Genomic DNA, 21,342 nt, shown 5'->3' with positions numbered 1-21,342 from the left:
GTCCGCGAGACAGAGAGGCTAAGACGTATTCTCTGTTGTTTTTTACTCGCAGCGTATTAACAGGAGCAACGCATGGCATTAGTTGACTGCCCGTCGTGTAAGAAAAAAACCTCTGACAAGGCGAAAGAGTGTCCTCATTGTGGATTTAAGGTGGGTGACGCAACGTCTGAAGACGTTGAAAGAAAGCAAAGCCTACACAGATTTCAAAAACTCCAAAGCATTCAAAATCAGTCTTTACTTGCTATGCTAATTTTCGTGGCGAGTTTTGGTTTTATGTATTGGGGAGGGACTAGGCCAGGAGACCTTCAGCACAACCTTGCTATTTTAGGAGCGGTTGTCGGGCTTGTTTGGTACCTAGTAAATAGAGCACGTATTGTAATGATAAAGCGTTTTTCTTAGATGAATATAGATGCATTAGTAAGCAGTATGACGCCAGAGGTTTATGAACGCTTGCGTCAAGCAGTAGAGACAGGTAAGTGGATAGATGGAACGCCACTTAACGAAGAGCAAAAAGCCAGCAGTATGCAGGCGGTTATGTTGTATCAGGCGAAAATAGAAAAATCCTCTGAACACATGACAGTAGGCGAGAGCGGTGAAATTGTGCATAAAAGCAAAGCCGATTTTAAACGCTCTCTTTCGGACCAAAATAATGATAACAACACGATAGCGCGGTTCAAACAGGATGATATTTAGTCGTATATTTGCTCCTTCTCACACCAGTCCAAAGTCAGAAAAAAGACTGGAAGCCATTAAAAATCTCTCACCGGAAAAACAACAAGAAAAAACAATACTGCACGAGTTGGCCTTCAATGATGAAAGCGCTGATGTGAGCCTTGCTGCGCTAGAGAAACTTAATAGCTTTGTTCTTTGGCTTAAAATGGCGCAGATTGCAAAAGCATCAAACGTGAAAAAAGCCGCGCAGCAGCGTGTAAATGACGCTATTGCTGGAAAAGGCTCACTAGCGTTATCTTGCGAAGAAAAAGCGACTTTTCTATCAGAAACCGCAAGCCCAGACTTAATCATTGAAGTAGTGCAACAAGATGTGGCCAATCAGGATTTCGCGCTACTCAGTGAACCTTCACTTGCGCACACTTTACTGGAGAAGGTCGATAAACCGTCTTTTACCCAGTTTGTATTTTTAAACTGTAATAACCCTCTATTACAGCAGCAACTGATTAATGCACAGTCGCAGGTCTCATTGTTGCAGAAGTGGGCTAAAAAGGCAGGTGATGACAAACTATTAGCCGACTTAAATGCACGTATAGATGCAATCAGAGAGGCTGAGCAAAAACCTGTCGAGCTGAAAAAGCAGCTTACGTTGTGTTTGTCAAAATACCGCGCTTTGTTAGACAAAACAGATGTGGAGCAAATTGTAGATTTGCAATCTGTGTATGAAAGTGAGTTAACCGGCTTATTTGCCAACGTTGAAATTCTCAACGCTGATGATCGCGAGGAATACCAGGAAAAACACAGTAAGATAGCGGAGCAAGTTTCTCGCTATCTAGATAGAATTCGTCCGGCGTGGGAAGAAAAACAACAGCAGTCGCTACTTGCCAATACGCAAGCCCTATGCGAGCAGCAACTAACCCATGCCAAGCAGCAAGTTAACTGGCTTTATAATACCCGTCTTTGTGAGGCGACATTAGCAGATGTCGCTACAGTCAACGAGAGCGTGCGTGGTGTTGAAGCCACTATTGAGCATTTAAATCAGCTCGATAATAGCAACAAAAGAATGAAAGAAGTTCAGCTAGCTGTTGACGAACTCAACGCAAAGCTAGAGGCCTTTTCTCTTCAGCAGCAGTATGGGCAGAAGCTGTTATCTCGCTTGCACACTGTTGAAGATATCGCGCAAAAGCTCACTGATGATGCGTTAGAGGAAGTAGAGCGGCGAGACATTAGAAGTGCTTTTGATACGGCGGTGGAGGAATACACCGAGCTTAGCAAAGAGCTCATTATGCAACCGCAGGTTATTTTACAACGTTTTAAAGCCGCGACTAAACAAGTTAGAGCAGAGCAAAAGGCATTAAAATCGAAGCATCTCGATGAGTTACGTCAAGTAAGAAAGCAAATCAGCATTGTCGATAACCTGGTGTCTCAAGGTAAATTTCGCGCTGCAATGTCAAAGTTTAAAAAGCTTTCAGAAGAGGTACAAGGCCTACCTGCTGATATAAAAAGAGACATTGAAAAGCGCTATCAAAAAACCGCTGATGATATTGCTCGCCTTGAAGGTTGGCAGAGCTACATTGCAGAACCGCGTAAGCCCGCGCTTGTTGAAGAAGCACAAACTCTTGCAGCGACGCCAGCCGAAAACATCAAGCAGCGCAGCGAAACCATTAAATATCTCCGCAGCCAATGGCTGTCATTGAGTGCACCTGCACTGTCTGACTCACAAAATAGTACTGGCGAGCAGACAGAGGAGCTACAGAAAGCTTTTGATACTGCGCTTGAAAAGGCCTTTGGGCCATGCAGAGAGCATTATGCCAAACTTGATGCAGAGCGAGCTGCAGCACTAGAGCTGCGTCGCTCAATTATTGTCAAAGCAAAAGATATCGACCCAGACACGCCGCCATCGGAGCTAAGCAAAATACTCGACAGGCTTGCCAAGCAGTGGCGAGCCTGTGGTCAAGTTGAAAAGCAAGACTACGAGCAGCTAAAGCAAGAGTGGAAGGCCGTAAACTCACCACTTCAAAAAACTGTTCGCGAATGGCAGAGTCAAAATCAAGCGCTTAAGCAAGCCTTGGTAGATAAGGTAGATGCATTGCAAAATGCTGAAGATATGGAAGCTGCTGCCCAATCCGCTCAGACATTACAGCAAGAGTGGAAGCAAATTGGACATGCAGGAAAACGCGAAGAAAGCAGATTATGGGCAGAATTTAAAAAGCGCAATGACGAAGTATTTGAACGTATTAAAGGTCAGCGCAAAGCCCAAAATAATGCTTTTGCTCAGCGTGCGGAAGCACTGGTTGCTATTTTAGCCTCCATTTCCGTAGAGGCTGATGAAGATACGTATAGCAGCGCTCTCAAACCAGTGGAAGATGGGTTAGCAGAACTTACAGGTGCCAATCGCACAAAAGTTGAACGCAAAATCAGTGAGCTAAATCGAAAGAGAGAAAATTATCTGCGCGAAAACCTCAATGAGCGGAAAACTGCACGTGCGCAGGCGTTAATATCACTATTACAAAATAATGAACCCGGTGAGCGAGAAGCGCATCTAGAAATTTTAGGTAAGCGCTGGTCGAGTATATACACCAATGCAAGCAACTCTGACACTTCGCGCCATGATAGGCAATGGCTAACCGTGGCACTTGAAGTAGCGTGTGAGATGCCAAGTCCAGAAGCAGATTCGTCAACTCGTTCAAGCGTACAGCTTCAAATGATGACCGCGAAGCTGGAAAGTGGCGAGGCTCCGTCTCCTGCCGACATTCTGGGAGATTGGTTATCTCATGGTGAGGTGAAAAGTAGTGAGCACGGGTTACTGCAGCGAGTTATCAGTGTTATCGATAACAAACCAGGTGTGCTTGCGTAGATGGAAAATAGTGTTGAGTTTGAATTTGGTTCCGAGATGTCAGCCTATCGGTTTCTCAATACTGTGAAGCATATTGATGCTGAAGGTCTTCGGGTTAAGTTTGGGCAGACAGATCACCATGTGAGCGTCAAATACACGTATATCGTGGGAGAGTTTGATCAAACTCTCTCAACGCTAGACGATTTAGCGCGAGAAATGGGCGGTATTGAAGTGTCTTAACCGATCGTAATTGGCGTTGTATCGCTAGGTGACAAAAGTAAAAAAATAGCCGGTAACTTCTACCGGCTATTTTTTATTTTTTCATATAGCGATTCTCATGTGGCGAGAGAGAGTTGTTAATAACAATCCATCCCGCTAGTGAGTCACCTATTGGTTAGCAATCGTCGTCTTCTGCATCTACGCCTTCTTTGACATCTTCACAAGCGTCTTCAACGGCGTTTCCTGCGTCATCGGCCATATCACCGATTTCTTCGCCACCGTCTTCGAGAGCGTTACCTGCGTCGGTAACCATTTCATCAAGTTCTTCACCTGCGCTTTCAGCGTCGTTTTCACTACATGCTGCTACAGACAATACAAATATTGATGCCGCTGCTACCTTTGCTAAATCTTTAAATGAAATCATATCCTTACTCATTTTCTTTAACTATCTAATTTAACTGCTTAATTTAACTGCTTAATTTGAGAGCGTGTTACGCTTTTGGCGCTTTGCCACGAAGAGCGTTTGCGATTAGCGAGATGACAAGAAACGCTACAAATACGAAAAATAATATTTGTGCAATTCCTGTTGCCGCACCTGCTATGCCCGAGAAGCCAAAAACTGCTGCAATAATGGCGATAATAAAAAATGTGATTGCCCAGCCTAACATAGTAAGTTCCTCTTGTTGCTTCCGTTTCGTTCAGTAAAGGTGATGCTATGTTAGTGCCATATTTTTAAGTGCATGTTATTAATGATAAAAATTAAATTTTTATCATTCTGGACAGTAATTATTGGGCGTCTCAACAATAATAATTACAGGTGATTTGCAGTTTTTACAATCGACAAACTGCGAGAGAGATAATTTACATTGTGTTAATGGGCAGCCAAAAGGTAAGATCGGAAACTTAAAATATGTGAAGGAACAGACTAATGGCAAATACACACTCGGCGTTTATCGGACTAATGCAGCGGGCTCGTAACGTAAAGCGATGGCCATTAATGGCTCAGTTTCAAGACGAAATGCTTTCTACTCACATTTACGAGGCTTCTGTTGTTGGACATATGCTAGGCGCTATAGCGTGCGATATCTTTAAAGAAGATATTGATCCAGATAGGGTGGCCGCCATGGCGATTTTCCACGAGGGTAGTGAAATTGCAGGGATGAGCGATATACCTAGCCCGGTAAAGTATCACGATCCCGAGACAACATCGGCAATCAAGAAGCTTGAACGCCGTTTTGAGGCCATGTTAATCAAAACGTTACCTGAAGCGTTGCAGCAGCGCTATCAATCATTAATAGAGCAAGACAAGGAAGACGCACATGTGACCCTTGCGAAAGCGGCCGACGTTCTTTGCGCTTATCTAAAATGTGATTATGAGCTATCCAAATCAAATTCTGAGTTTGCTAATGCGATGCAGGAAATGGAAGTGCAATTAAAACGCTACAAAGAAAAGCTGCCCGCTGTGAGCTATTTTTGCCAGATTTTTCTTGAAGATGCTAAAGGTACTCTTGATGAACAAACAAAAGATTTAGAGTGGATAGAGCGAGCTAATACGCTTCATTTAGATAGTGATGATTAGATAATTTGCGCTAAAAAAGCCGGGGTAAAACACGAGTTGTTGTTTTACCCTAGCTGGCTATCTAGTTTGCTTCTTGAGCTATATAGGTCACTGGCTCTTAATTAGCTGCCCGAGGGGTTGTAGGGCAGCGAAGATTGGTGAGCGACAATGCGTAAGTTATTATCACTGTCTTTTACGTAAGCAAAGGTATATTCCACTTTGGTTTCATCGCCTTTTGTGTCAGTAAAATAATAGTTTCCCATTGCCACAGCCATCCTGCAGCTATTGTTGATAATGCCCACGTTATCAAACTTCACATTTGTGTAAGGCTTAATGGCAAAGCCTTTATCTTCTGCATAAGCATCATTTCCGCCAACAAAGTAAGACAGAGCAGCATCAAAACTAGATCTAAACTGATCGTTGGCTGCAAGTGTGGGTTTGAAAAGCACACTGCTCAAATCGTACCCATACATGTCTTGGATGAAGTCGGCAGCTTCATTAGAATAATCGCCGTTATTGGAATATACCGAGCCTATTTCAACAATACCGTCGCCCCACATTTTTTGTGCAGCAATAACTTCGCGCTCAGTAATACATGAGTTTGAATAGAGTAGCGAATTATCCAGTGCTTGTGCTGTAAGGGAAGGCGATGCGCTTGTTGTGCTACCTGCTTTCTGAGGGTTTGCAACCGCACTGCATCCCGAAGCAAGTAGTATCACTGCTGTTGTAGCGATAGTTTTTGAGCTAATGACGTTTAATTTATTCATCTCATAAATCCTTCTTCTTGTGTCAGTGAGTCACAATTGCAATTTCAGGTTTATTGCATTGCTTACTGTTAAGCATATAGCGAAGTGATTACGGCTACTTTTGTAGCAGATTAAAAACAGATGAACATGGAATTAAGAGCAGATTCACGAGGAATAAAGTAAGTTTACGCCTCGTAAAGACGGTGTTTTAGTTAAGCCAATATCGGCTTAACCGTTTGTATTAATAGTTCTGATTTTTTTCTTCTAGGGGTTGTGCAAGCAACTCGCTAACCGAAAATGCGTTATTGCCAAGACTAACTTTGTCATTCGACATCTCGGCGACAATTGAAAAATAAATATCTTTCATCGCTTTCTTTTCAATATCGCTGGGATTTGGCAATGTTGAAGGTTGTGCAACGTTTGAACATCCAGACATGGTGCACTGTTTATCAGAGGGAAAAGTGACCTGGTCGTTTTTGGTCATTGATATTTCGCGGGCTATAACCCGTTTCTTTTCAATGTTTGTAGATGCGACAGCAACAAAATCAAATCCATTAGTCTGCGCGATTTCTGCTGCTCTTCTCAGTGCATACTGCTGCACCTTATCAGCAGGCGTCTTGTCAGAAGCTTTAAACAGAATTCGGTATTCTGCGTCGCTTATTTTTTCACTTGAATAACCGTAGCTTTGCTCTGATTTGGCCGATTTATAAGGTGTAGGCGATGCTACTGGAACCGACGCACAACCGGCTAAAATGTTGCTTGTGATAATTGCGGCACCTACGACAGCGTGAATATTTCTTATTTTAAATTTATGACGCATCAATAACTTCCTTTTGCCATATTAATTACATTTTAAATAGCGATAGCAACGCGGTTCTGCCTATCGTTGTTAGTGCTGTTTTACGATTCTTTTTCACTTTTGGTTTCGCGTCAGATGCACCTTTATAGGCGCCTAAACCCACAATAGAAAGAATAACTTCAGGTTTGCCAAATAAAAACCTGCACTTCAATTTGGCGTTTTCTTCCGCTAACGATGCGTGATGCTTTTGGGCATAAAGATCTCTTTCTTTTTTCTCAATATCAAGCAACTGTTCTTTCAGTAAAACGATTTTCATCAGTGCGTTAATCATAACGTTTATCCTTTACTATAGCGTAGTTTCAGACTAATGACGTCTTATGGGAGTCTTATGAAAATATTATGCAAATTTTATGCAAATTTTATGTAAGAAGGCTGCGTTTTATTAACCCTATCACCCTTTCAAAGCTAACTAGTTGAGATGCATTTTTTGCCAGTCTAAACAACAATATTGCTGCAGCTACATTAATGCACAGAAGGATGCAAATAATGACAAACACGCTGAGGTTTACAGAATACAGCGCTATGCTCAAGCCAACATTGAGAATTACCCAGCACACCATAGATATGACGAAAACAGCCATCGAGGCCACTACAGTAATAAGAAGAGAGCGCTTGATGAGCATTAATTCACTGTTGAAAAGGCTTAAAAAGGCTGTCCCTTGCTTTGTACGCTGCTTAACGGCATTTTTTAGCGCGTCGAAAATGTCTTCATATTCAGGGTTGGGGTAGGGAGGGGACGCGCTACGGCCCGATGATGCCCTCTTACTGGCGTCTGCAACATTATCGAAGTTCGCCTGATCCCTTGGGGGAGTCAGGCGAAACGGATTTTCATCGCTCACGGTAAAATGAGCATGCCGAAAATCAGGTAATTCACTCATAGTGGCGAGTTACTACTTTTTACGAAATAGCGAAGTCACTAACACTCCCGCTGCAAAAGCGAGTCCCGCTGTTGCCACTGGATTTTCAATCGCGTAATTACGCACTTTTGATGATTGCCACTTTTGTTCGGCAAGACGCTTGCGTTCTGACATGTTTTCTGCAGACGCTGTTGCTGTGCGACGTATATTTTCCTCAGCCACGCTAGCATTATCTGCAAGCTTATCTACAGACTCATGGAGTGATTCTTTTAGTTGGTCCGTAACGGGGTGGCTAGGTTCTGATGTTGCTTTACCATTTGCCGATGTATTTTTCGCCGCTGTGGTTTTCGCAGTTTGTGTAGCCATAGTAGTCTCCTTGATTTTACTAGGTTCAAATAGATAGGAGCAACTGTTATGCCATAGGTTAGGTATTTGATTTTGCTGGCTTTTAGATATTTTGATTTAGAATGTTAAGTAGAATGCACACAGATTTGTGAGCACTCTGTAAGAATTGCGCAGTTGGTCAGTTATACTAGTATGCTCTCTAGATCGTTTTTAGTAACCGGTTTAAGCAAAGCACTGTCTATACCAATAGACCGCATAGTGCTTTCATCAGCTTGGTGGCCACTGACTATGGTTAATTTACATGATGTCTGCTGCAGTTTAATTTTTTTGGCCAATTCATAACCATCGTAGTCCGGTAGGGTTAAATCCATCAGAATATGATCGAAACTTTGTTCATCAACAGCGTCTAGTGCATCACTACCACATAAACTCTTCACTACCTCGCATCCCAAGTGAGTAAGAAATAATTGCAGTAACTCCGCAGCATCTTCATCATCCTCAACAACAAGCACTCTTTTGGCACTCGGCTGAGTTTGCTTTTCCTCATGTTCAGCGCTCTTAACCTCTGAGGTAGGTAGTTTTTCTTGCTGAGGCTTCAGCGGGCTAGGCACATCTAGCTTAACCCTAGTCTCTGGCCGCTCAGGTGCAAAAGGTTTGTTGATTGGCATACCTGAAACTTGCGTCTCGACATTTGAAAAAGTCACTGGGCTATCTTCAGGTAAATAAAGTGTCAATAAGCTTGCCAGGGCAAACCTATCAATGGGTTTCCCAATAACGTCGTTAAAACCTTCGCGAATGAGAGATTCTTTTAATCCTTTACGGCTCGCCGCAGTAACTGCAATAACGGGTAGGTCTTTGCCGTGTCGCCTTATGGCATGTAGTGCCTCTATGCCATTCATAACTGGCATATGGATATCCATGAGAACTAGGTTAAAAGGAGCATTTTGTTCATCTGCTTGTAATACTGCCTCGAGGGCTTTTACGCCATTCTCGGCGTAACTGATATCGGCTTTAGACTGGCTCACTAAGTGTCCGGTAAGCCTTCTGATTTCGCGCAAGTCATCCACAATGAGTACTTTGCCGGTGAGCTGCATGTTCAGGTTACTGGGCTCAACAGGAGCAACTTGCCCAAGTGAGAGCTCATCAAATGTTTGATCGCTGAGATTTCCAGGGTTGATGAAAAAACTAAAGCTGCTGCCTTCACCCATTTTAGAAGAGACAGATATATCGCCTTCCAGCTTACAAACCAGTTCTTTACATATGGCAAGCCCAAGACCCGCGCCACCATGATTAGCACGCATAACATCTTCAATTTGTTCAAACGGGTGGAAGATGTTGTCCAACTTATCCGGCGCCATCCCAATACCAGTATCATCAACAGTAAATCTTAACACGCTCTCTAGCGCTTTAGACTCTGCGTAGCTTTCGCTCTGCTGACTTACCTTCGATGGCTCCATTTCTATGGTAAGCGTAATGCTGCCTTTGTCTGTGAATTTCACAGCGTTGGTTATCAAATTGATTAAAATTTGACGCAGACGAGTGGGATCGGTTCGAATAAACTCTGGCAACTTCGTCTTAGGCACGACATTTAAACTCAGTCCCTTATCCTTAGCATTCAATTGCATCAACGAGTGTATATCAGTAAGAAACGCAGCTAAGTTAACTTCTTTCATATTCAACTCAAGCTTATCGGCCATTATGCGCGACATGTCGAGCAAGTCATTTAGCAGACTCAACAGGTGTTTACCGTTTGAATGAATGATAGAAAGTTCTTGTTGAAACGGGCTATTTCTGGCGTCGTCTATCAATAGTTCCGTATATCCTAGAATGGAGGTGAGCGGCGTTCTTAATTCGTGTCCCAAATGAGCAAGAAATTTATCCTTCGCCTTGTTTTTTTGTTCTACCTTATTGCGTTCCATTCGTTCGTTTTCGATATCTCGACGAACGAGTGCGTAACGAATAGTTCGCATGAAACGCGGCGATTCAATTTCAGATTTTTGAAGATAATCGGCAGCGCCTGCGCGCATCACCATCTCATCGACAGTTGAGTCAGATTGACCTGTAAGGATCACAACGGGTAAGTTGTACTGATTTGCTTTTAATTTGTCTATGACGTCAAGGGCGTTTTCGGCGCCCAGCAAAAAGTCTAGAAGGCACAAGTCAAATGTATCTTGTTTTAAAGCCTCGATGGCCGAGTCACTGTCGGTAGCCCACGTGAGCAGGAACTTAGGAGAGTCGCAACGCTCTAGATAATCAGAGGTAAGGAAGTAGTCATCTTCATCATCCTCTATTAATAGAATTTTTATTACCTCTGTCATCTAGTACTCCGCTACTCGTGTGGTAGTTCTACAAATTCAATCCAATACCGACCGAGTGCCCGCATTAGGTCTACTAAACCTTCAAAGTTAACAGGTTTAGTAATATAAGAAGCGCAACCCAAGTCGTAGCCTCGAAGCATGTCTTCTTCTTCCTTTGAAGTGGTTAAAATAACCACAGGAATGCTGCGCAATTTCGGATCATTTTTTAATTCTTGAAGCGCTTCACGACCGTCTTTACGAGGCATGTTGAGGTCTAGCAAAATAAGACTGGGGCGAGGGTATTTTTCAGCATCGCTATATTTTCCCTCGTGACGAAGAAATTCGAGCAACTCAACACCGTCTTCGACGCAAAAAAGCGTATTTAAAACCCGCGACTCTTTCAGCGCGTCAACAGTGAGTAAACGATCATCCTCATCGTCATCGGCCATTAAAATATTAATTGATTGTGCTTGCTTACGCGTCATGCGAAGGATCTCCATTATCGTTATTAGAGCCGAAAGGCTCGCTATCTAGGGGCAAAATAATTTCAAACTTAGCGCCATTGCCGGGCTCACTGCTTGCGGCTATTGTACCGTTATGTCGCTCTACAATGCGCCGGCATACGGCAAGACCAATCCCTGTGCCTTTGTATTCGCTTCTGCCGTGCAATCGTTGAAACGGCGCAAATATTTTCTCAGAGAAGGTTTGATCAAAACCGATACCGTTATCTTCAACGGTAATTTTTATCCATTGGTATTCATCAGACTTGAGTATGTTTTCAAGCTCCACGCTATCTGAATCTGGGTCCATCCTAGAGCAATTTACCTGCACTTTTGGCACGAGATCCGCTGGCTGAAACTTCAGTGCATTAGACAGTAGATTCAAAAACAACTGTTCTAACTGTGATTTATCACCGCGTATCTTTGGCATATCTGAAACGGTTATTTCAGCTGATTTCTCTTCAATGGCAATTTCTAAATCGCTCAATACTGAGTTGAGTACTGAGTTTAGCTCTACCTCGGAAAAATCTTTTCCACGGGTCGATACACGAGAGAAAGAGAGCAAATCAGAAATTAGCATCGACATTCGCTCTGCTGCATTTAGCATGCGGGCAAGAAAGTCTTTACCTCTTTCATCTATCACATCACCATAGCCAGATTCTATTCTGTTGCCGAAGGCGCGAATTTTTCTAAGTGGTTCTTGAAGGTCGTGGGAGGCGACAAATGCAAAGTCTTCTAACTCTCTATTACTCCTAGCAAGTTCATCAGAATACACACTTAACTCTTGAGTACGCTCTTCAATTTTCGCTTCTAATTCTTCATTGATTGCCTCAAGCTCGGCCTGGTGTTTTTCGTTTTCTCTGGTATTGATTTTAAGTAACAGAAAAATAGTAACGATGAGCAGAAGGGTGGTCGCCGATGAAATGATCAGGGTATTCACCGAGTCGCGGCGTAGCTTCATCAAGTTTGCTAAATGGGTACCCTGTATATTCCGTTCTGAACTATCTACCTCTTCGAAAATCTTCTCGAATTGGTTGTATAACTCAAGACCTCGGTCAGATTTAAGTAAGCTTAATGCTTCTCTTTTATTGTTTTCGCGAGCGAGTTCTACAACTTCGACCATGCGGTTTATTTTTTCTTTTGTCAGTGCCAGCAAGTCGTTGACGCGTTTGCTTTGCTCTGGCGAATCTGATGCAAATACACTTACCTCCACTTCATCTGCAAGGGCGGCAAACGTATTCAGGGTTTGCGTATATTCGTTTAAGTAGGCTTCGTCTTCTGTCAACAAATAACCCCGTTGCCCAGATTCAGCGCGCAATAGCGCAACATGGAGTTTGTTTACCGCACCAATAATACGATTTGTGCTAAACAGTTTAGCTTCTAACGCAGACAGCTCATCTAGTGTATCTACAACGTAAAAAGAGTTGGCTGTGATAACTACGATCACAAGCACGACCATCAGGATCCAGCTGTAAAGCGAAGATAAAATTTTATTTATCATTTAGCTGAATCCGATACTGTCTCGCTCAACTCTGAAGTCATTTCAGAAAGGGTGTTACTGCAATCTTTAGAGCTCGCAATAATTTTTTCCAATGCATCCACAGCTTTTTGTGTAGGAATATCGCCGTTCAAAGCCATTTTTACCAACTCAGCTTGCATGGATATTCTATTTAACGGTTTACGTGCATCGTGAACATACACACTCATTTTTGAAAATTCTTCATTGGTCATAACTTCGCCTTTAATTACTGCTCGTCTTTACTTAAATCGCCATAGGCATGAAGACGGTTGTAAAGCGTTTTTGTGCTAATCCCTAGCATCTCAGCAGCCATGGTTTTATTACCGTTCACTTTTTCAAGAGTTGCATAAATAAGCTCTTTCTCTACATCTTCTATTGTGCGGCCTGCTTGAAGAGAAGGTGTTGTACTCTGCTTTTGAGCGAATGGCGATTCGATAGTTTTAGGAAGCTCTAACGCGTTGCTTTCCGGATCGCTCATAATTGCCGCGCGGTGAACGAAATGACGGAGTTCCCGCACATTCCCTGGCCAGTCATATGCTTTTAAGGTTTCAAGTTGTGCTTCATCCCACTCAAAACTGGCGTTATTGTCTTTATTAAACTCTTCAATAAACGTCTTTGCTAATAAAGTAATATCTTCTTTTCTATCGCGAAGGGGAGGAATAGTGATAGGAAAAACGGCTAGTCGAAAGTATATGTCTTCCCGTAATACTTTGCTTTGAGCGATTTCTTCCATTGTTCTGTTTGTAGCAGATACCACACGGCAGTTAACAGGAATTGTTTTGGTACCGCCTACTCGAATTACCACTTTGTTTTCGAGCACCCGCAGCAGGTTAGGCTGCATATCGATGGGCATCTCTGTAATTTCGTCTAAAAAGAGCGTACCGCTTTCGGCTTGCTCAAATACGCCTTCTTTACGTCCAACAGCGCCGGTAAATGCCCCTTTTTCGTGGCCAAATAGTTCGCTGGCAATTAATTCTTTCGAGAAAGCACCGCAGTTTGTCGCAATATAATTACCTTCGCTGTCTGAGGCTTTATGAATAGCCGCAGCTACGACTTCTTTACCAACTCCGCTTTCGCCCAATAACATGACGTTGGCACTGGTTTTACTCACTCGAGAAATTAATTTATACAGCTCCTGCATGGCAGGCGACTCACCAATAAGTGAGTCAAAGTGCTTTTCAATTTTGTCTCGCTTAGGGGCTGCTTTTTCGGTTTTTCTGCTAAGAACGGCTTCAATATCTTCTCGTTGAATAGGTTTAACAAGATAGTCTATATTCGGTCCGCACAATCCTTTGATGACACTTTTCACTGATGGGTGGCCGGTAATAAGCGTCACCCGAGGACGCTTTGGCAACATGTCTAGCTCATCGAACAAGTGAGCTCCACTACCGTCTGGCAGCATAAAATCAAGCAGAATATGATCAAAAGTTTCTTTTTGTAACCAGTCTCTCGCCTCTTGAAGTGTGGCGGCTGTTAAAACGTCGTGCCCTAAAAATTCAATAATGGTACAAGCTACTTCAGTAAATTCAGCATCGTCGTCGACAAGTAATACGGTAAGCACGTGGGATTCCTTCTCTATCTAATCCGTTGATATAAAAATTATAACAATATCAATAATATAAATTCTTACTTATACAAAAGTCTATCATTAAGTTGTGCAAATGTAGCTTTTATATTTCTACTTTTTTAAGCGTGTTCAAATCTTGAAAACTATACAGGGGCTGTGGTGATGAATTTTAACCTGCGTTAATTCAGCATTCTTTCAGTGCTTATCCAATATTTATATAAGCGCATAGAATTAATCATTACTCAGGCCACAAGTGTTAAACGTTAACATGTTGCGCCTTTTTTCTTATGGTCTGTATAGCCTGTTTATGTTTTCGCGCCGTAGAGTATTGGAAAAGCCGTTGCAAAATTCATTCCTTCAATTTGCCGGCTTTTTTCTGCGCAATTGGCTTCCATTCACTCCTTGCAATACGAGCCAGAGAGAGAGGATCGCAATCTTTAGCGGATGCAATACGCGCTGTCTTAGCAACATCATATTTTGCGTTGTCATGACAAATTTACTTGATTGTCTGCAAATATTACTCGGTGGGTACTTTTTATGACTTGTACTTTACTCTCATATTACCCGCTCGCATCGGGAAATATTTTACTTAATAGGGTTTGTGAAGCACTAAGGAGAACTTTAGGGATCACATGCACCATTTTCCATGGCGATGAAGTCAGAAGACGGTAAGCTCATCGCCTGATAGCGAAGCTCCCCAATAAATGAACGTGCTGCTGGGCCGAGTGCGTCACCATCTTCAAAAGACAAATAAAGTAAGGTTTTTCGTAGCGCTGCATTATTATTTAGCGGGAGTGGTTTTAATGTGCCGCTTTCCAATTCTTTTTTGATAATGGCAATGGGGAGCCACGCGAAGCCAAGCCCTTGAGCGATAATATCGAGGGACGTTCTTACATGGCTGACAGTCCAGCGCTGGTCAGCACCTAACCAACCTGCATCGGCTTTACGTTCAGCAGACGAATCCCTTACTACAATTTGTCTGTGAGATTTTAAATCTTCCAACGTAAGCACTCTGTCAAGTTGATGCAGAGGGTGATCTTTATGGGCGACAGCTGCAAATTCTATTTCACATAGGTCTTCGCTAAATCCACTGGGATAAGGGAAGGGAGAAATGCCGATATCAACATTGCCGCTTGAAAGCATAGAGTTTGTTCCGCTCAGCACGGTCTCTTCAAGCTCTACCCGTAATAAAGGAAACTCTTGAGATACTTTGTTGAGAACATTATAAAGAAGCTGAGAGGGGAATATAATATCTGCCGCTACTCTAAGCGTTGTTTCTGTGCCATACCGAAGACTATTGGCCACCGATTCTAATTTTTGGGCCTCGTCGAGCAAAAATGACGCTCGACGGTACATGAGCTCTCCTTGCGGCGATAGCTTTACCTTGCGGCCACTATTTTCAAACAGCACCACGCCAATCGCATTCTCGAGCTTCTGTACGGCATGATGAACGCTAGACTGGCTTTTATGGACGACTGCCGACGCCTGATTAAAACCTCCAGCGTCTACTACCGCTTTAAACATTCTCCATTGTTCTAATGTAGATTTCAGCATATATCGTCCACTGTAATTTCAAGACTAACCTAACCGAATAAACGATTTAGTAATATGGAATGAGAGCTAACGCTACAGTGCGTAGGTCGCATTTTGCTAAGCTCGATGAACTTGCTTTATGGTTGCCAATGAACACGTTACTACAGAAACATTCTCATAACCCATCTTTATAAGTTGTTCGGCGGACAGTTTCGCTCTTGCACCAGAAGCACAGTGCAGATAAATCGGTGTGGATGGATCTTTTGCCTTTTCAAGCATCTGCATCTCCAATACGCCTCTTGGAATATGCAGCGAGGCTTCGACATGATTTTCTGCTACCTCTGCTGGCTCTCTCACGTCAATCAACATACCCTGATTGCTTTCAATTTCTTGTGCAGCTTGCTTTGCTGACACTGTTCTAATATCCACGTCGATATTTTCTAGGCGTCTTTTTAAATCAATAAGCATATGATTATTCCAAATTTTATAATATAAGTTTAAACTAATGTATATTTGTGATTATTCAAACGCAAGATAATATAACTCATCGAATCCTGATTTTAGGTAATTTATGAAAAAACTCTTATACTTTAGTATAATATTGAAGTACTTTGTCACTTTCAGCAAAAGCAGGGATTCATAATGTCTGAGGAAATGTTACTAAGCCCCACCGAAATGATGGAGCATTCTGCAGAAGCAGAGTTCTTTTTAAAGCAGTTTGCTAACAAAACGCGACTTATGATTCTTTGCTCTTTGTTAAAGCAAGAAAAGTCGGTTTCTGAGCTGTTGCAAGTAGTTACCGTCTCACAGCCTGTGATTTCGCAACATTTAGCCCTTTTGCGAGAGTCGAATATGGTTGCAACACGAAGGGAAGGGCAAACCATTTATTATCGGCTATCCGATGAGAGGGTAAAGCGGCTAATTGGATTAATGTATGAGTTTTTCTGTGAGTAAATAAAAACGTCCGCAGAGGTGCGGACGTTCTCATTAAACCTTTGTCTCAATTAGCATTGAGCTACATATCATTGATTTGGGCGGCTAGGGCCGCAATGTAATGGCCATCGCCCAATCGCTCTTCATCCACTTCTGGTCGCTTCATAAGGGCATCGTGACTTAAATTCACGGCTATATGATGAGCAGCCCAATCAATTTCTTTTATGTCAGTAGGTAGAAGTGCTAAATGCTTTCCTCCAGGTAGCCAATTATTTGTATCTACCACGAGCATTACCAATTTCCATGTTTCTGTATCAATCAGAAAATCACTAATATGACCTACATTGTCATCGGTAGTTGCAACTTCGTAACCATCAATTTCACCGCAGGCCCGTAAATGGTTAGTTGACTCTGGCGGTAAATCACCTTCTTTGGCTTCATCGGTAGGTACGCTTACTAATTCGTTCGGATAGGCATATTCACCCCAGGCCCCTGGACCTATCCAATAATATCCGTAACCAAAATACTTAAAAAGATGCTCTTCATATTCACGGGATACGGGTTTGTGTTCGTCGATAGAGGGGCTGTTTTTAAGCGTTTCTACTGTCATGTCCACATGAACAGAACTATCGTCTACATCAACGTGCGTTACCGAGACAGGTGAAATAACCACTTTTCGGCTAAGCGGAAGCCACGTATTCGTATCGGCCACTAAATAACGCGTAGTGTAGGTTTCATCGTCAAAGAGTATGTCTTTAACACCACCAATTTTGTCGTCTGTGGCGTGGATTGAATACTGTGTGAGTTTCTTTGAACTTAAAATCATCTTTGCGCCTCCTTTGCTTGGCAGATAGTGATAAAAAGTCTAAGCCAACGTAATGTTAGTTTAGGCTTATTACCTTGCATTAAGTGTAGTTCCTAAATGCTAAAAAACATCATGTTTTCAATTTGTTCTGCCTATAGATTGATTGAGATCAGTTCAGAATAAACAAAAAAGTCCGCATTCAGCGGGCCTGTTTCTAAATAGACTGTAACCTGTTAAGCCACGTCAAATTCGTCGTCTGAATAGGAATCGTCGTAATCTGCCTGGTTACTCGCGCTGCTATGCAGGGTGTAAAAATGTTTTTTTCCCCTAGCAAGGTGAACGTACTTCGACCACGCTTTTTCGATACTTGAAGATGCTTCTGCCTTGCCTTTAGTGAAGTCGACAAAATGCATCTCTTCAGCATTTTCAGGGTCTAAATCTCCACGCTCTAGTGATAATAATGTGAGGCCGTATGTGGTAAGTAGATTTGCTTCGGAAATACTAAAGTCTCCCGACTTTTTAAAGCCATAAGGAAATTTTTGGCGATCAATAAATGGTTTTGTTGACGGACGAATCGTTGTGCTCATAAGGAAATTTCCAACGTTGTTTATTCCACGTCGCACTTTTAAATGAAGTTTGCGTTTAGATAAAGCAAAAGATTTTTTTCTTATCAATAAAAAAAATTTATCTAATTATTCATAGACCTGTTACATACCTATGTTTTTAAACCGTCTTTCACTGAGTGTTTAGTTTTATCCGCGCAACGCGGTGTAGCGGCGGCTTTCAGTACTGAAATGCTTCCATTTAGCCCGAAATTCGCAAAGCAAAGATCACCACGCCCTAAAGTAAAAATTATTATCGATACGATAATTAAATTTCATTTCCAATTCCCCCCACTCAAGCAATAATCAAAGGGTGGTTATACTTTCTAGAAAATTTTTGAGATTGTAATGAGTAAAGATTATCGTTTTCAAAGTGAGGAGTGGGATGCGTCGGATGACGGAGAGTTTCACTCTAAGAAACCGAATTCACTGAGAGAAAAAAGTGTAAAAGCGATGCGAAAACGCGCTATGTTGCGCCGAGACAAGCAGCGTCGCTCGCACGAAGAAGCTCACTAAAACAAGCTTTCGGTTAAAAAATCATCGTGCGCTATCTATTGATAGCGCATTGCTGTGCTTTTTGCTGCAATTGACGTATTATTTAAGCCTCTCAGATCTTAAATTACGCTGGTTGTACTGCAAGTATGGATATACGCTTTCTCACCACATTCATTGAGGTGACTAAAACTCGTCATTTCGGCAAAGCCGCTGAAAATCTTTATCTTACGCAATCGGCGGTGAGCGCCAGAATTAAACTTCTTGAAGAATATTTTCATACTACGCTATTCATCCGTCAGCGAAATAGTATTCAGCTTACTCAGTCCGGTGAGAAGCTGCTGCCTTACGCGCGTCAGTTATGTAACACACTGAGCGATGCAAAGCAGGAACTCCAAGTGCAAAGCTCTGAATACGCGGTTTGTGGTGCCACGCAACTAGCCAGCGATCTTTTTTTACCCCATGCACTGGCATACTTGCACACGCATTTTCCAGATTGGTCTGTAAAAGCCGATGTTTTAACACTCGACACCCTTTCGCGGCAGCTTCACGAGCGTGTTACTGACCTTGCATTTTCTACTGAACCATTGAAGTCTGAAGACGTAAACAGTGTCGTTCTATTCGAGCAACCACTGGGGTTGTACAGAGTCGGCAAATCATCTGACTCTATTAATGCTGAAGAGTTTGTTGCTATTGATTGGGGGGCAAAGGCAAGAGATTGGTTACTCACGGCCTACCCACAGCTTAGAGATGCAAAATTGAGAACAAACTCTTTGTCGCTTGCACTCAATAACTTGTGCGAGGAAGGCGGAATCGCGGTTTTACCGGCAAATATAGAGACACAATTACGCGGGCGTGCAGAAGTCACTCTCATCGCTTCTATCGATAATACGTCGTTGAAAGTATATCTTCACACCATGAAACAAATTAGACGGGTAGGGTTAGCTGACATCATAGCGAGTGTCTCTTCCATCGCCTCAATTACATAGCGAGAAAAAAATGTCATCAATACACCCAATGTTAGAGAAAAATACATTTCAACGGTTGGAGACAAGCCTTGCTTCCATAAAAGAACAAAAGAAACTTTTCATTCTCACCGACGAGCATGGCTGCGTCATGCTAACTACCGATGAGGACGACGGCGTGCCAGTATGGCCAGAGGCTGAACTAGCACTTCTTTGGGCCACAGACGATTGGTCGCATTGTGAGGCTATGGCGCTGACTACTGATGAATTTTTGACAAAATGGGTACCAGGCATGTCTCAAGACAACTTAATGGTAATTGTATGTCCAGTGCCAGAGGAAGAAGGAGAGGTGATAACACCGCAAGAGTTCGCTCAGTCTCTGTAGAGTGATCTAAGCATTGAGAACTGCGTTTACAAGATATCATCTGCATGCGGGTACAAATGTGGTTATTCAGGGCTTATTCCAGTACAAACGAGCTCGCCTCAGCACCTAAGACGTGCCAGCAGCACATACTCGTAGCGAGTTGTTAAATAAGCCATCCTTTGTCAGGCTGAGCTTAAATGGGTCGTATATTATAATAGCGTTACATTATTGAGGTAAATAACGTGTTAGAGCCGGGCATTGATGATCTGTGGTTTGCTCCGCTAGGAGGAACCGGTGAGATAGGAATGAACCTAAACTTATATGGTCATAATGGACAGTGGCTGATGGTTGATTGTGGCGTTTCTTTTGACGAACCTCTCGTTGCTCCCTATAAAAAAAATTCGACTCAGTCTAGCAAGACAACCCACAGAGTTGTGGCACCAGATCCCTCTTTTATTGCCGGCCAAAAAGACGCACTGGCGGGAATTGTTATTACTCATGCACATGAAGATCATGTGGGTGCAATTCCCTATTTGTGGCAACGCTTTAGAAAGCCAATTTATACCACGTCTTTTACTGCGGAAGTGCTAAGACGCAAATTATCAAGAAGTAAGCTCGCAAATAAAATACCTATTGTTGAAGTTTCTGCGGGCGATTCAGTGAACATTGGTGTGTTTACAGTGAAGTGGTTAGAAATAACCCATTCATTACCCGAGCCTTTCGCATTAAAAATAGAAACCCCGGCAGGCGCTGTTCTGCACACCGCTGACTGGAAAATAGATGCCGCGCCGATAACAGGGAAGCCTTTCGAACCTAAACTTTATAAACAACTTGGAAAGGAGAATATTCTCGCGTTAGTTGGTGACTCAACGAATGCGAACAAGCCAGGGTTTTCTGTTTCTGAGCGCAATTGTTACGACGGTCTTCTCAGCACAATTCTACCGCTAAAAGGACGTGTGGTAGTTGGGTGTTTTGCCAGCAATATAGCGCGACTTATCACTCTTGCTAAAATTGCACGAAAAACCGGTCGTTACATGGGACTTTACGGAAGGTCATTAATGAACATGTATGGCATTGCTCGTCAGCAAGGCATCTGGCCCGATGATTTGCCTGTAGCAGATGCTCATCACCTCGGTTATCTTCCTCCCAAGGAAGTTTTGGTGGTAGCCACAGGAAGCCAAGGAGAGAAAAACGCCGCTCTTGCTCGCTTTGCCCATGATTCGCATCCACATTTACAACTAGAAAAAGGCGATACGGTTATTTTTTCTAGTATCGTTATACCGGGTAATGAAGAGACGGTAGCGCGCCTAGACAAAGCATTTAAAGGAAAAGGAATATCAACTGTTCACAGTGAGTCCAGTCCACTGCCAATTCACGCGAGTGGCCACCCTTGCGCGGAAGAGCTGAAATTAATGTATAGTTGGGTAAAGCCTCAAATAGCCATTCCAGTTCACGGAGAGCAGACTCATTTACTGGCACACGCTGAAATTGCAAAGTCTGTCGGTGTTATGAAAACTTATGTTGGCGAAAACGGTGATCTTTATCGATTGGCACCACAGCCGAGTATACGTAGAAATGTTATTCCTGTTGGACGAGTACCGGTTCAACAAGATTGACGATTAGTAACCGGCCAAAGTTATCGCGCATTTGGCTAAAAAAATAATGCCGCTAATAAA

At 42.7% G+C, this 21,342-nt stretch carries 26 protein-coding genes; 10 read left to right on the top strand and 16 right to left on the bottom strand.

What is annotated here, in order from left to right:
* Nucleotides 1-72: 72 nt before the first annotated feature.
* From CW735_RS11160 to CW735_RS11145, 4 genes are read left to right on the top strand one after another with little or no spacing between them, the layout of a single operon-like run.
* Nucleotides 73-399: a zinc ribbon domain-containing protein gene (locus tag CW735_RS11160; RefSeq protein ID WP_071979885.1), complete on the top strand. Its 327-nt coding sequence runs from the start codon at nucleotides 73-75 to the stop codon at nucleotides 397-399.
* Nucleotides 400-693 (top strand): YeaC family protein, encoded by a 294-nt coding sequence (locus tag CW735_RS11155; protein ID WP_071979884.1) that lies wholly within the window; start codon nucleotides 400-402, stop codon nucleotides 691-693.
* A complete protein-coding gene (locus tag CW735_RS11150; protein ID WP_100972147.1) occupies nucleotides 683-3,526 on the top strand; it encodes a DUF349 domain-containing protein in 2,844 nt (947 codons plus the stop codon). The genes CW735_RS11155 and CW735_RS11150 overlap by 11 nt, the downstream gene beginning before the upstream one ends.
* A complete protein-coding gene (locus CW735_RS11145; RefSeq protein WP_071979882.1) occupies nucleotides 3,527-3,745 on the top strand; it encodes a hypothetical protein in 219 nt (72 codons plus the stop codon). It begins immediately after the preceding gene.
* A 154-nt stretch (nucleotides 3,746-3,899) separates the two neighbouring features.
* Here the strand turns inward: CW735_RS11145 and CW735_RS11140 are convergent, their stop codons facing one another.
* Complete coding sequence (locus tag CW735_RS11140; RefSeq protein WP_071979881.1) at nucleotides 3,900-4,148, bottom strand: hypothetical protein; 249 nt, start codon at nucleotides 4,146-4,148, stop codon at nucleotides 3,900-3,902.
* A 67-nt stretch (nucleotides 4,149-4,215) separates the two neighbouring features.
* A complete protein-coding gene (locus tag CW735_RS11135; RefSeq protein WP_071979880.1) occupies nucleotides 4,216-4,392 on the bottom strand; it encodes a DUF1328 domain-containing protein in 177 nt (58 codons plus the stop codon).
* A 260-nt stretch (nucleotides 4,393-4,652) separates the two neighbouring features.
* On the opposite strand from CW735_RS11135, the gene yfbR reads away from it, so the two are divergent.
* Nucleotides 4,653-5,303 carry a 5'-deoxynucleotidase gene (gene yfbR / locus CW735_RS11130; RefSeq protein WP_100972138.1) on the top strand — a complete coding sequence of 217 codons (651 nt, stop codon included), beginning with the start codon at nucleotides 4,653-4,655 and terminating at the stop codon, nucleotides 5,301-5,303.
* Nucleotides 5,304-5,404: 101 nt separating this feature from the next.
* On the opposite strand, the gene CW735_RS11125 is transcribed toward yfbR, so the two are convergent.
* From CW735_RS11125 to CW735_RS11070, 12 genes are all read right to left on the bottom strand, one after another.
* Complete coding sequence (locus tag CW735_RS11125; protein ID WP_100972136.1) at nucleotides 5,405-6,049, bottom strand: phosphoribosyl-AMP cyclohydrolase; 645 nt, start codon at nucleotides 6,047-6,049, stop codon at nucleotides 5,405-5,407.
* Nucleotides 6,050-6,269: 220 nt separating this feature from the next.
* The gene (locus tag CW735_RS11120; protein ID WP_100972134.1) at nucleotides 6,270-6,848 is read right to left on the bottom strand and encodes a CC0125/CC1285 family lipoprotein; all 579 of its coding nucleotides are present in this window, start codon (nucleotides 6,846-6,848) and stop codon (nucleotides 6,270-6,272) included.
* A 25-nt stretch (nucleotides 6,849-6,873) separates the two neighbouring features.
* Nucleotides 6,874-7,158 carry a hypothetical protein gene (locus tag CW735_RS11115; protein ID WP_232230476.1) on the bottom strand — a complete coding sequence of 95 codons (285 nt, stop codon included), beginning with the start codon at nucleotides 7,156-7,158 and terminating at the stop codon, nucleotides 6,874-6,876.
* A gap of 88 nt (nucleotides 7,159-7,246) precedes the next feature.
* Nucleotides 7,247-7,765, bottom strand: a complete 519-nt coding sequence (locus CW735_RS11110) for a hypothetical protein (protein WP_100972132.1) — start codon at nucleotides 7,763-7,765, stop codon at nucleotides 7,247-7,249.
* A 12-nt stretch (nucleotides 7,766-7,777) separates the two neighbouring features.
* Nucleotides 7,778-8,110 (bottom strand): DUF883 domain-containing protein, encoded by a 333-nt coding sequence (locus CW735_RS11105; RefSeq protein ID WP_071979875.1) that lies wholly within the window; start codon nucleotides 8,108-8,110, stop codon nucleotides 7,778-7,780.
* A gap of 161 nt (nucleotides 8,111-8,271) precedes the next feature.
* Nucleotides 8,272-10,407, bottom strand: a complete 2,136-nt coding sequence (locus CW735_RS11100; protein WP_100972130.1) for a response regulator — start codon at nucleotides 10,405-10,407, stop codon at nucleotides 8,272-8,274.
* An 11-nt stretch (nucleotides 10,408-10,418) separates the two neighbouring features.
* Nucleotides 10,419-10,871: a response regulator gene (locus CW735_RS11095; protein ID WP_071979873.1), complete on the bottom strand. Its 453-nt coding sequence runs from the start codon at nucleotides 10,869-10,871 to the stop codon at nucleotides 10,419-10,421.
* Nucleotides 10,861-12,387: a sensor histidine kinase gene (locus CW735_RS11090; protein WP_100972128.1), complete on the bottom strand. Its 1,527-nt coding sequence runs from the start codon at nucleotides 12,385-12,387 to the stop codon at nucleotides 10,861-10,863. The genes CW735_RS11095 and CW735_RS11090 overlap by 11 nt, the downstream gene beginning before the upstream one ends.
* The gene (locus CW735_RS11085; RefSeq protein ID WP_071979871.1) at nucleotides 12,384-12,617 is read right to left on the bottom strand and encodes a hypothetical protein; all 234 of its coding nucleotides are present in this window, start codon (nucleotides 12,615-12,617) and stop codon (nucleotides 12,384-12,386) included. The genes CW735_RS11090 and CW735_RS11085 overlap by 4 nt, the downstream gene beginning before the upstream one ends.
* A 14-nt stretch (nucleotides 12,618-12,631) precedes the next feature.
* Nucleotides 12,632-13,966 (bottom strand): sigma-54-dependent transcriptional regulator, encoded by a 1,335-nt coding sequence (locus tag CW735_RS11080; protein ID WP_071979870.1) that lies wholly within the window; start codon nucleotides 13,964-13,966, stop codon nucleotides 12,632-12,634.
* 627 nt (nucleotides 13,967-14,593) lie between these two features.
* Nucleotides 14,594-15,526, bottom strand: a complete 933-nt coding sequence (locus CW735_RS11075; protein WP_071979869.1) for a LysR family transcriptional regulator — start codon at nucleotides 15,524-15,526, stop codon at nucleotides 14,594-14,596.
* 96 nt (nucleotides 15,527-15,622) lie between these two features.
* Entirely contained in the window at nucleotides 15,623-15,973 is a 351-nt protein-coding gene (locus tag CW735_RS11070) for a rhodanese-like domain-containing protein (protein WP_100972126.1), read from the bottom strand.
* A gap of 174 nt (nucleotides 15,974-16,147) precedes the next feature.
* Between CW735_RS11070 and CW735_RS11065 the strand changes: the two genes are divergently transcribed.
* Nucleotides 16,148-16,459 carry an ArsR/SmtB family transcription factor gene (locus CW735_RS11065; protein ID WP_100972124.1) on the top strand — a complete coding sequence of 104 codons (312 nt, stop codon included), beginning with the start codon at nucleotides 16,148-16,150 and terminating at the stop codon, nucleotides 16,457-16,459.
* Nucleotides 16,460-16,520: 61 nt separating this feature from the next.
* Here the strand turns inward: CW735_RS11065 and CW735_RS11060 are convergent, their stop codons facing one another.
* Nucleotides 16,521-17,264, bottom strand: coding sequence for a PRC-barrel domain-containing protein (locus tag CW735_RS11060; RefSeq protein WP_100972117.1), 744 nt, complete (start codon nucleotides 17,262-17,264; stop codon nucleotides 16,521-16,523).
* Nucleotides 17,265-17,476: 212 nt separating this feature from the next.
* Nucleotides 17,477-17,830, bottom strand: a complete 354-nt coding sequence (gene maoP / locus CW735_RS11055) for a DUF413 domain-containing protein (RefSeq protein ID WP_071979865.1) — start codon at nucleotides 17,828-17,830, stop codon at nucleotides 17,477-17,479.
* Between the two features lie 363 nt (nucleotides 17,831-18,193).
* On the opposite strand from maoP, the gene CW735_RS19760 reads away from it, so the two are divergent.
* The 4 genes from CW735_RS19760 (at nucleotide 18,194) to CW735_RS11040 (ending at nucleotide 21,282) form a co-directional block, all read left to right on the top strand.
* Entirely contained in the window at nucleotides 18,194-18,361 is a 168-nt protein-coding gene (locus CW735_RS19760) for a hypothetical protein (RefSeq protein WP_198033554.1), read from the top strand.
* A gap of 125 nt (nucleotides 18,362-18,486) precedes the next feature.
* On the top strand, nucleotides 18,487-19,326 hold the full coding sequence (locus tag CW735_RS11050; RefSeq protein ID WP_071979864.1) for a LysR family transcriptional regulator: 840 nt from the start codon (nucleotides 18,487-18,489) through the stop codon (nucleotides 19,324-19,326).
* Between the two features lie 10 nt (nucleotides 19,327-19,336).
* Complete coding sequence (locus tag CW735_RS11045; RefSeq protein ID WP_100972115.1) at nucleotides 19,337-19,687, top strand: DUF2750 domain-containing protein; 351 nt, start codon at nucleotides 19,337-19,339, stop codon at nucleotides 19,685-19,687.
* Nucleotides 19,688-19,908: 221 nt separating this feature from the next.
* Entirely contained in the window at nucleotides 19,909-21,282 is a 1,374-nt protein-coding gene (locus CW735_RS11040; RefSeq protein ID WP_083595268.1) for a ribonuclease J, read from the top strand.
* The last annotated feature ends 60 nt before the right edge of the window (nucleotides 21,283-21,342 follow it).

This window comes from Alteromonas sp. MB-3u-76, assembly GCF_002831605.1.
Taxonomy (GTDB): domain Bacteria; phylum Pseudomonadota; class Gammaproteobacteria; order Enterobacterales; family Alteromonadaceae; genus Alteromonas; species Alteromonas hispanica.
The sequence above is the reverse complement of the archived record's forward strand: the minus strand, read 5'-3'. Positions and strand labels throughout refer to the sequence as shown.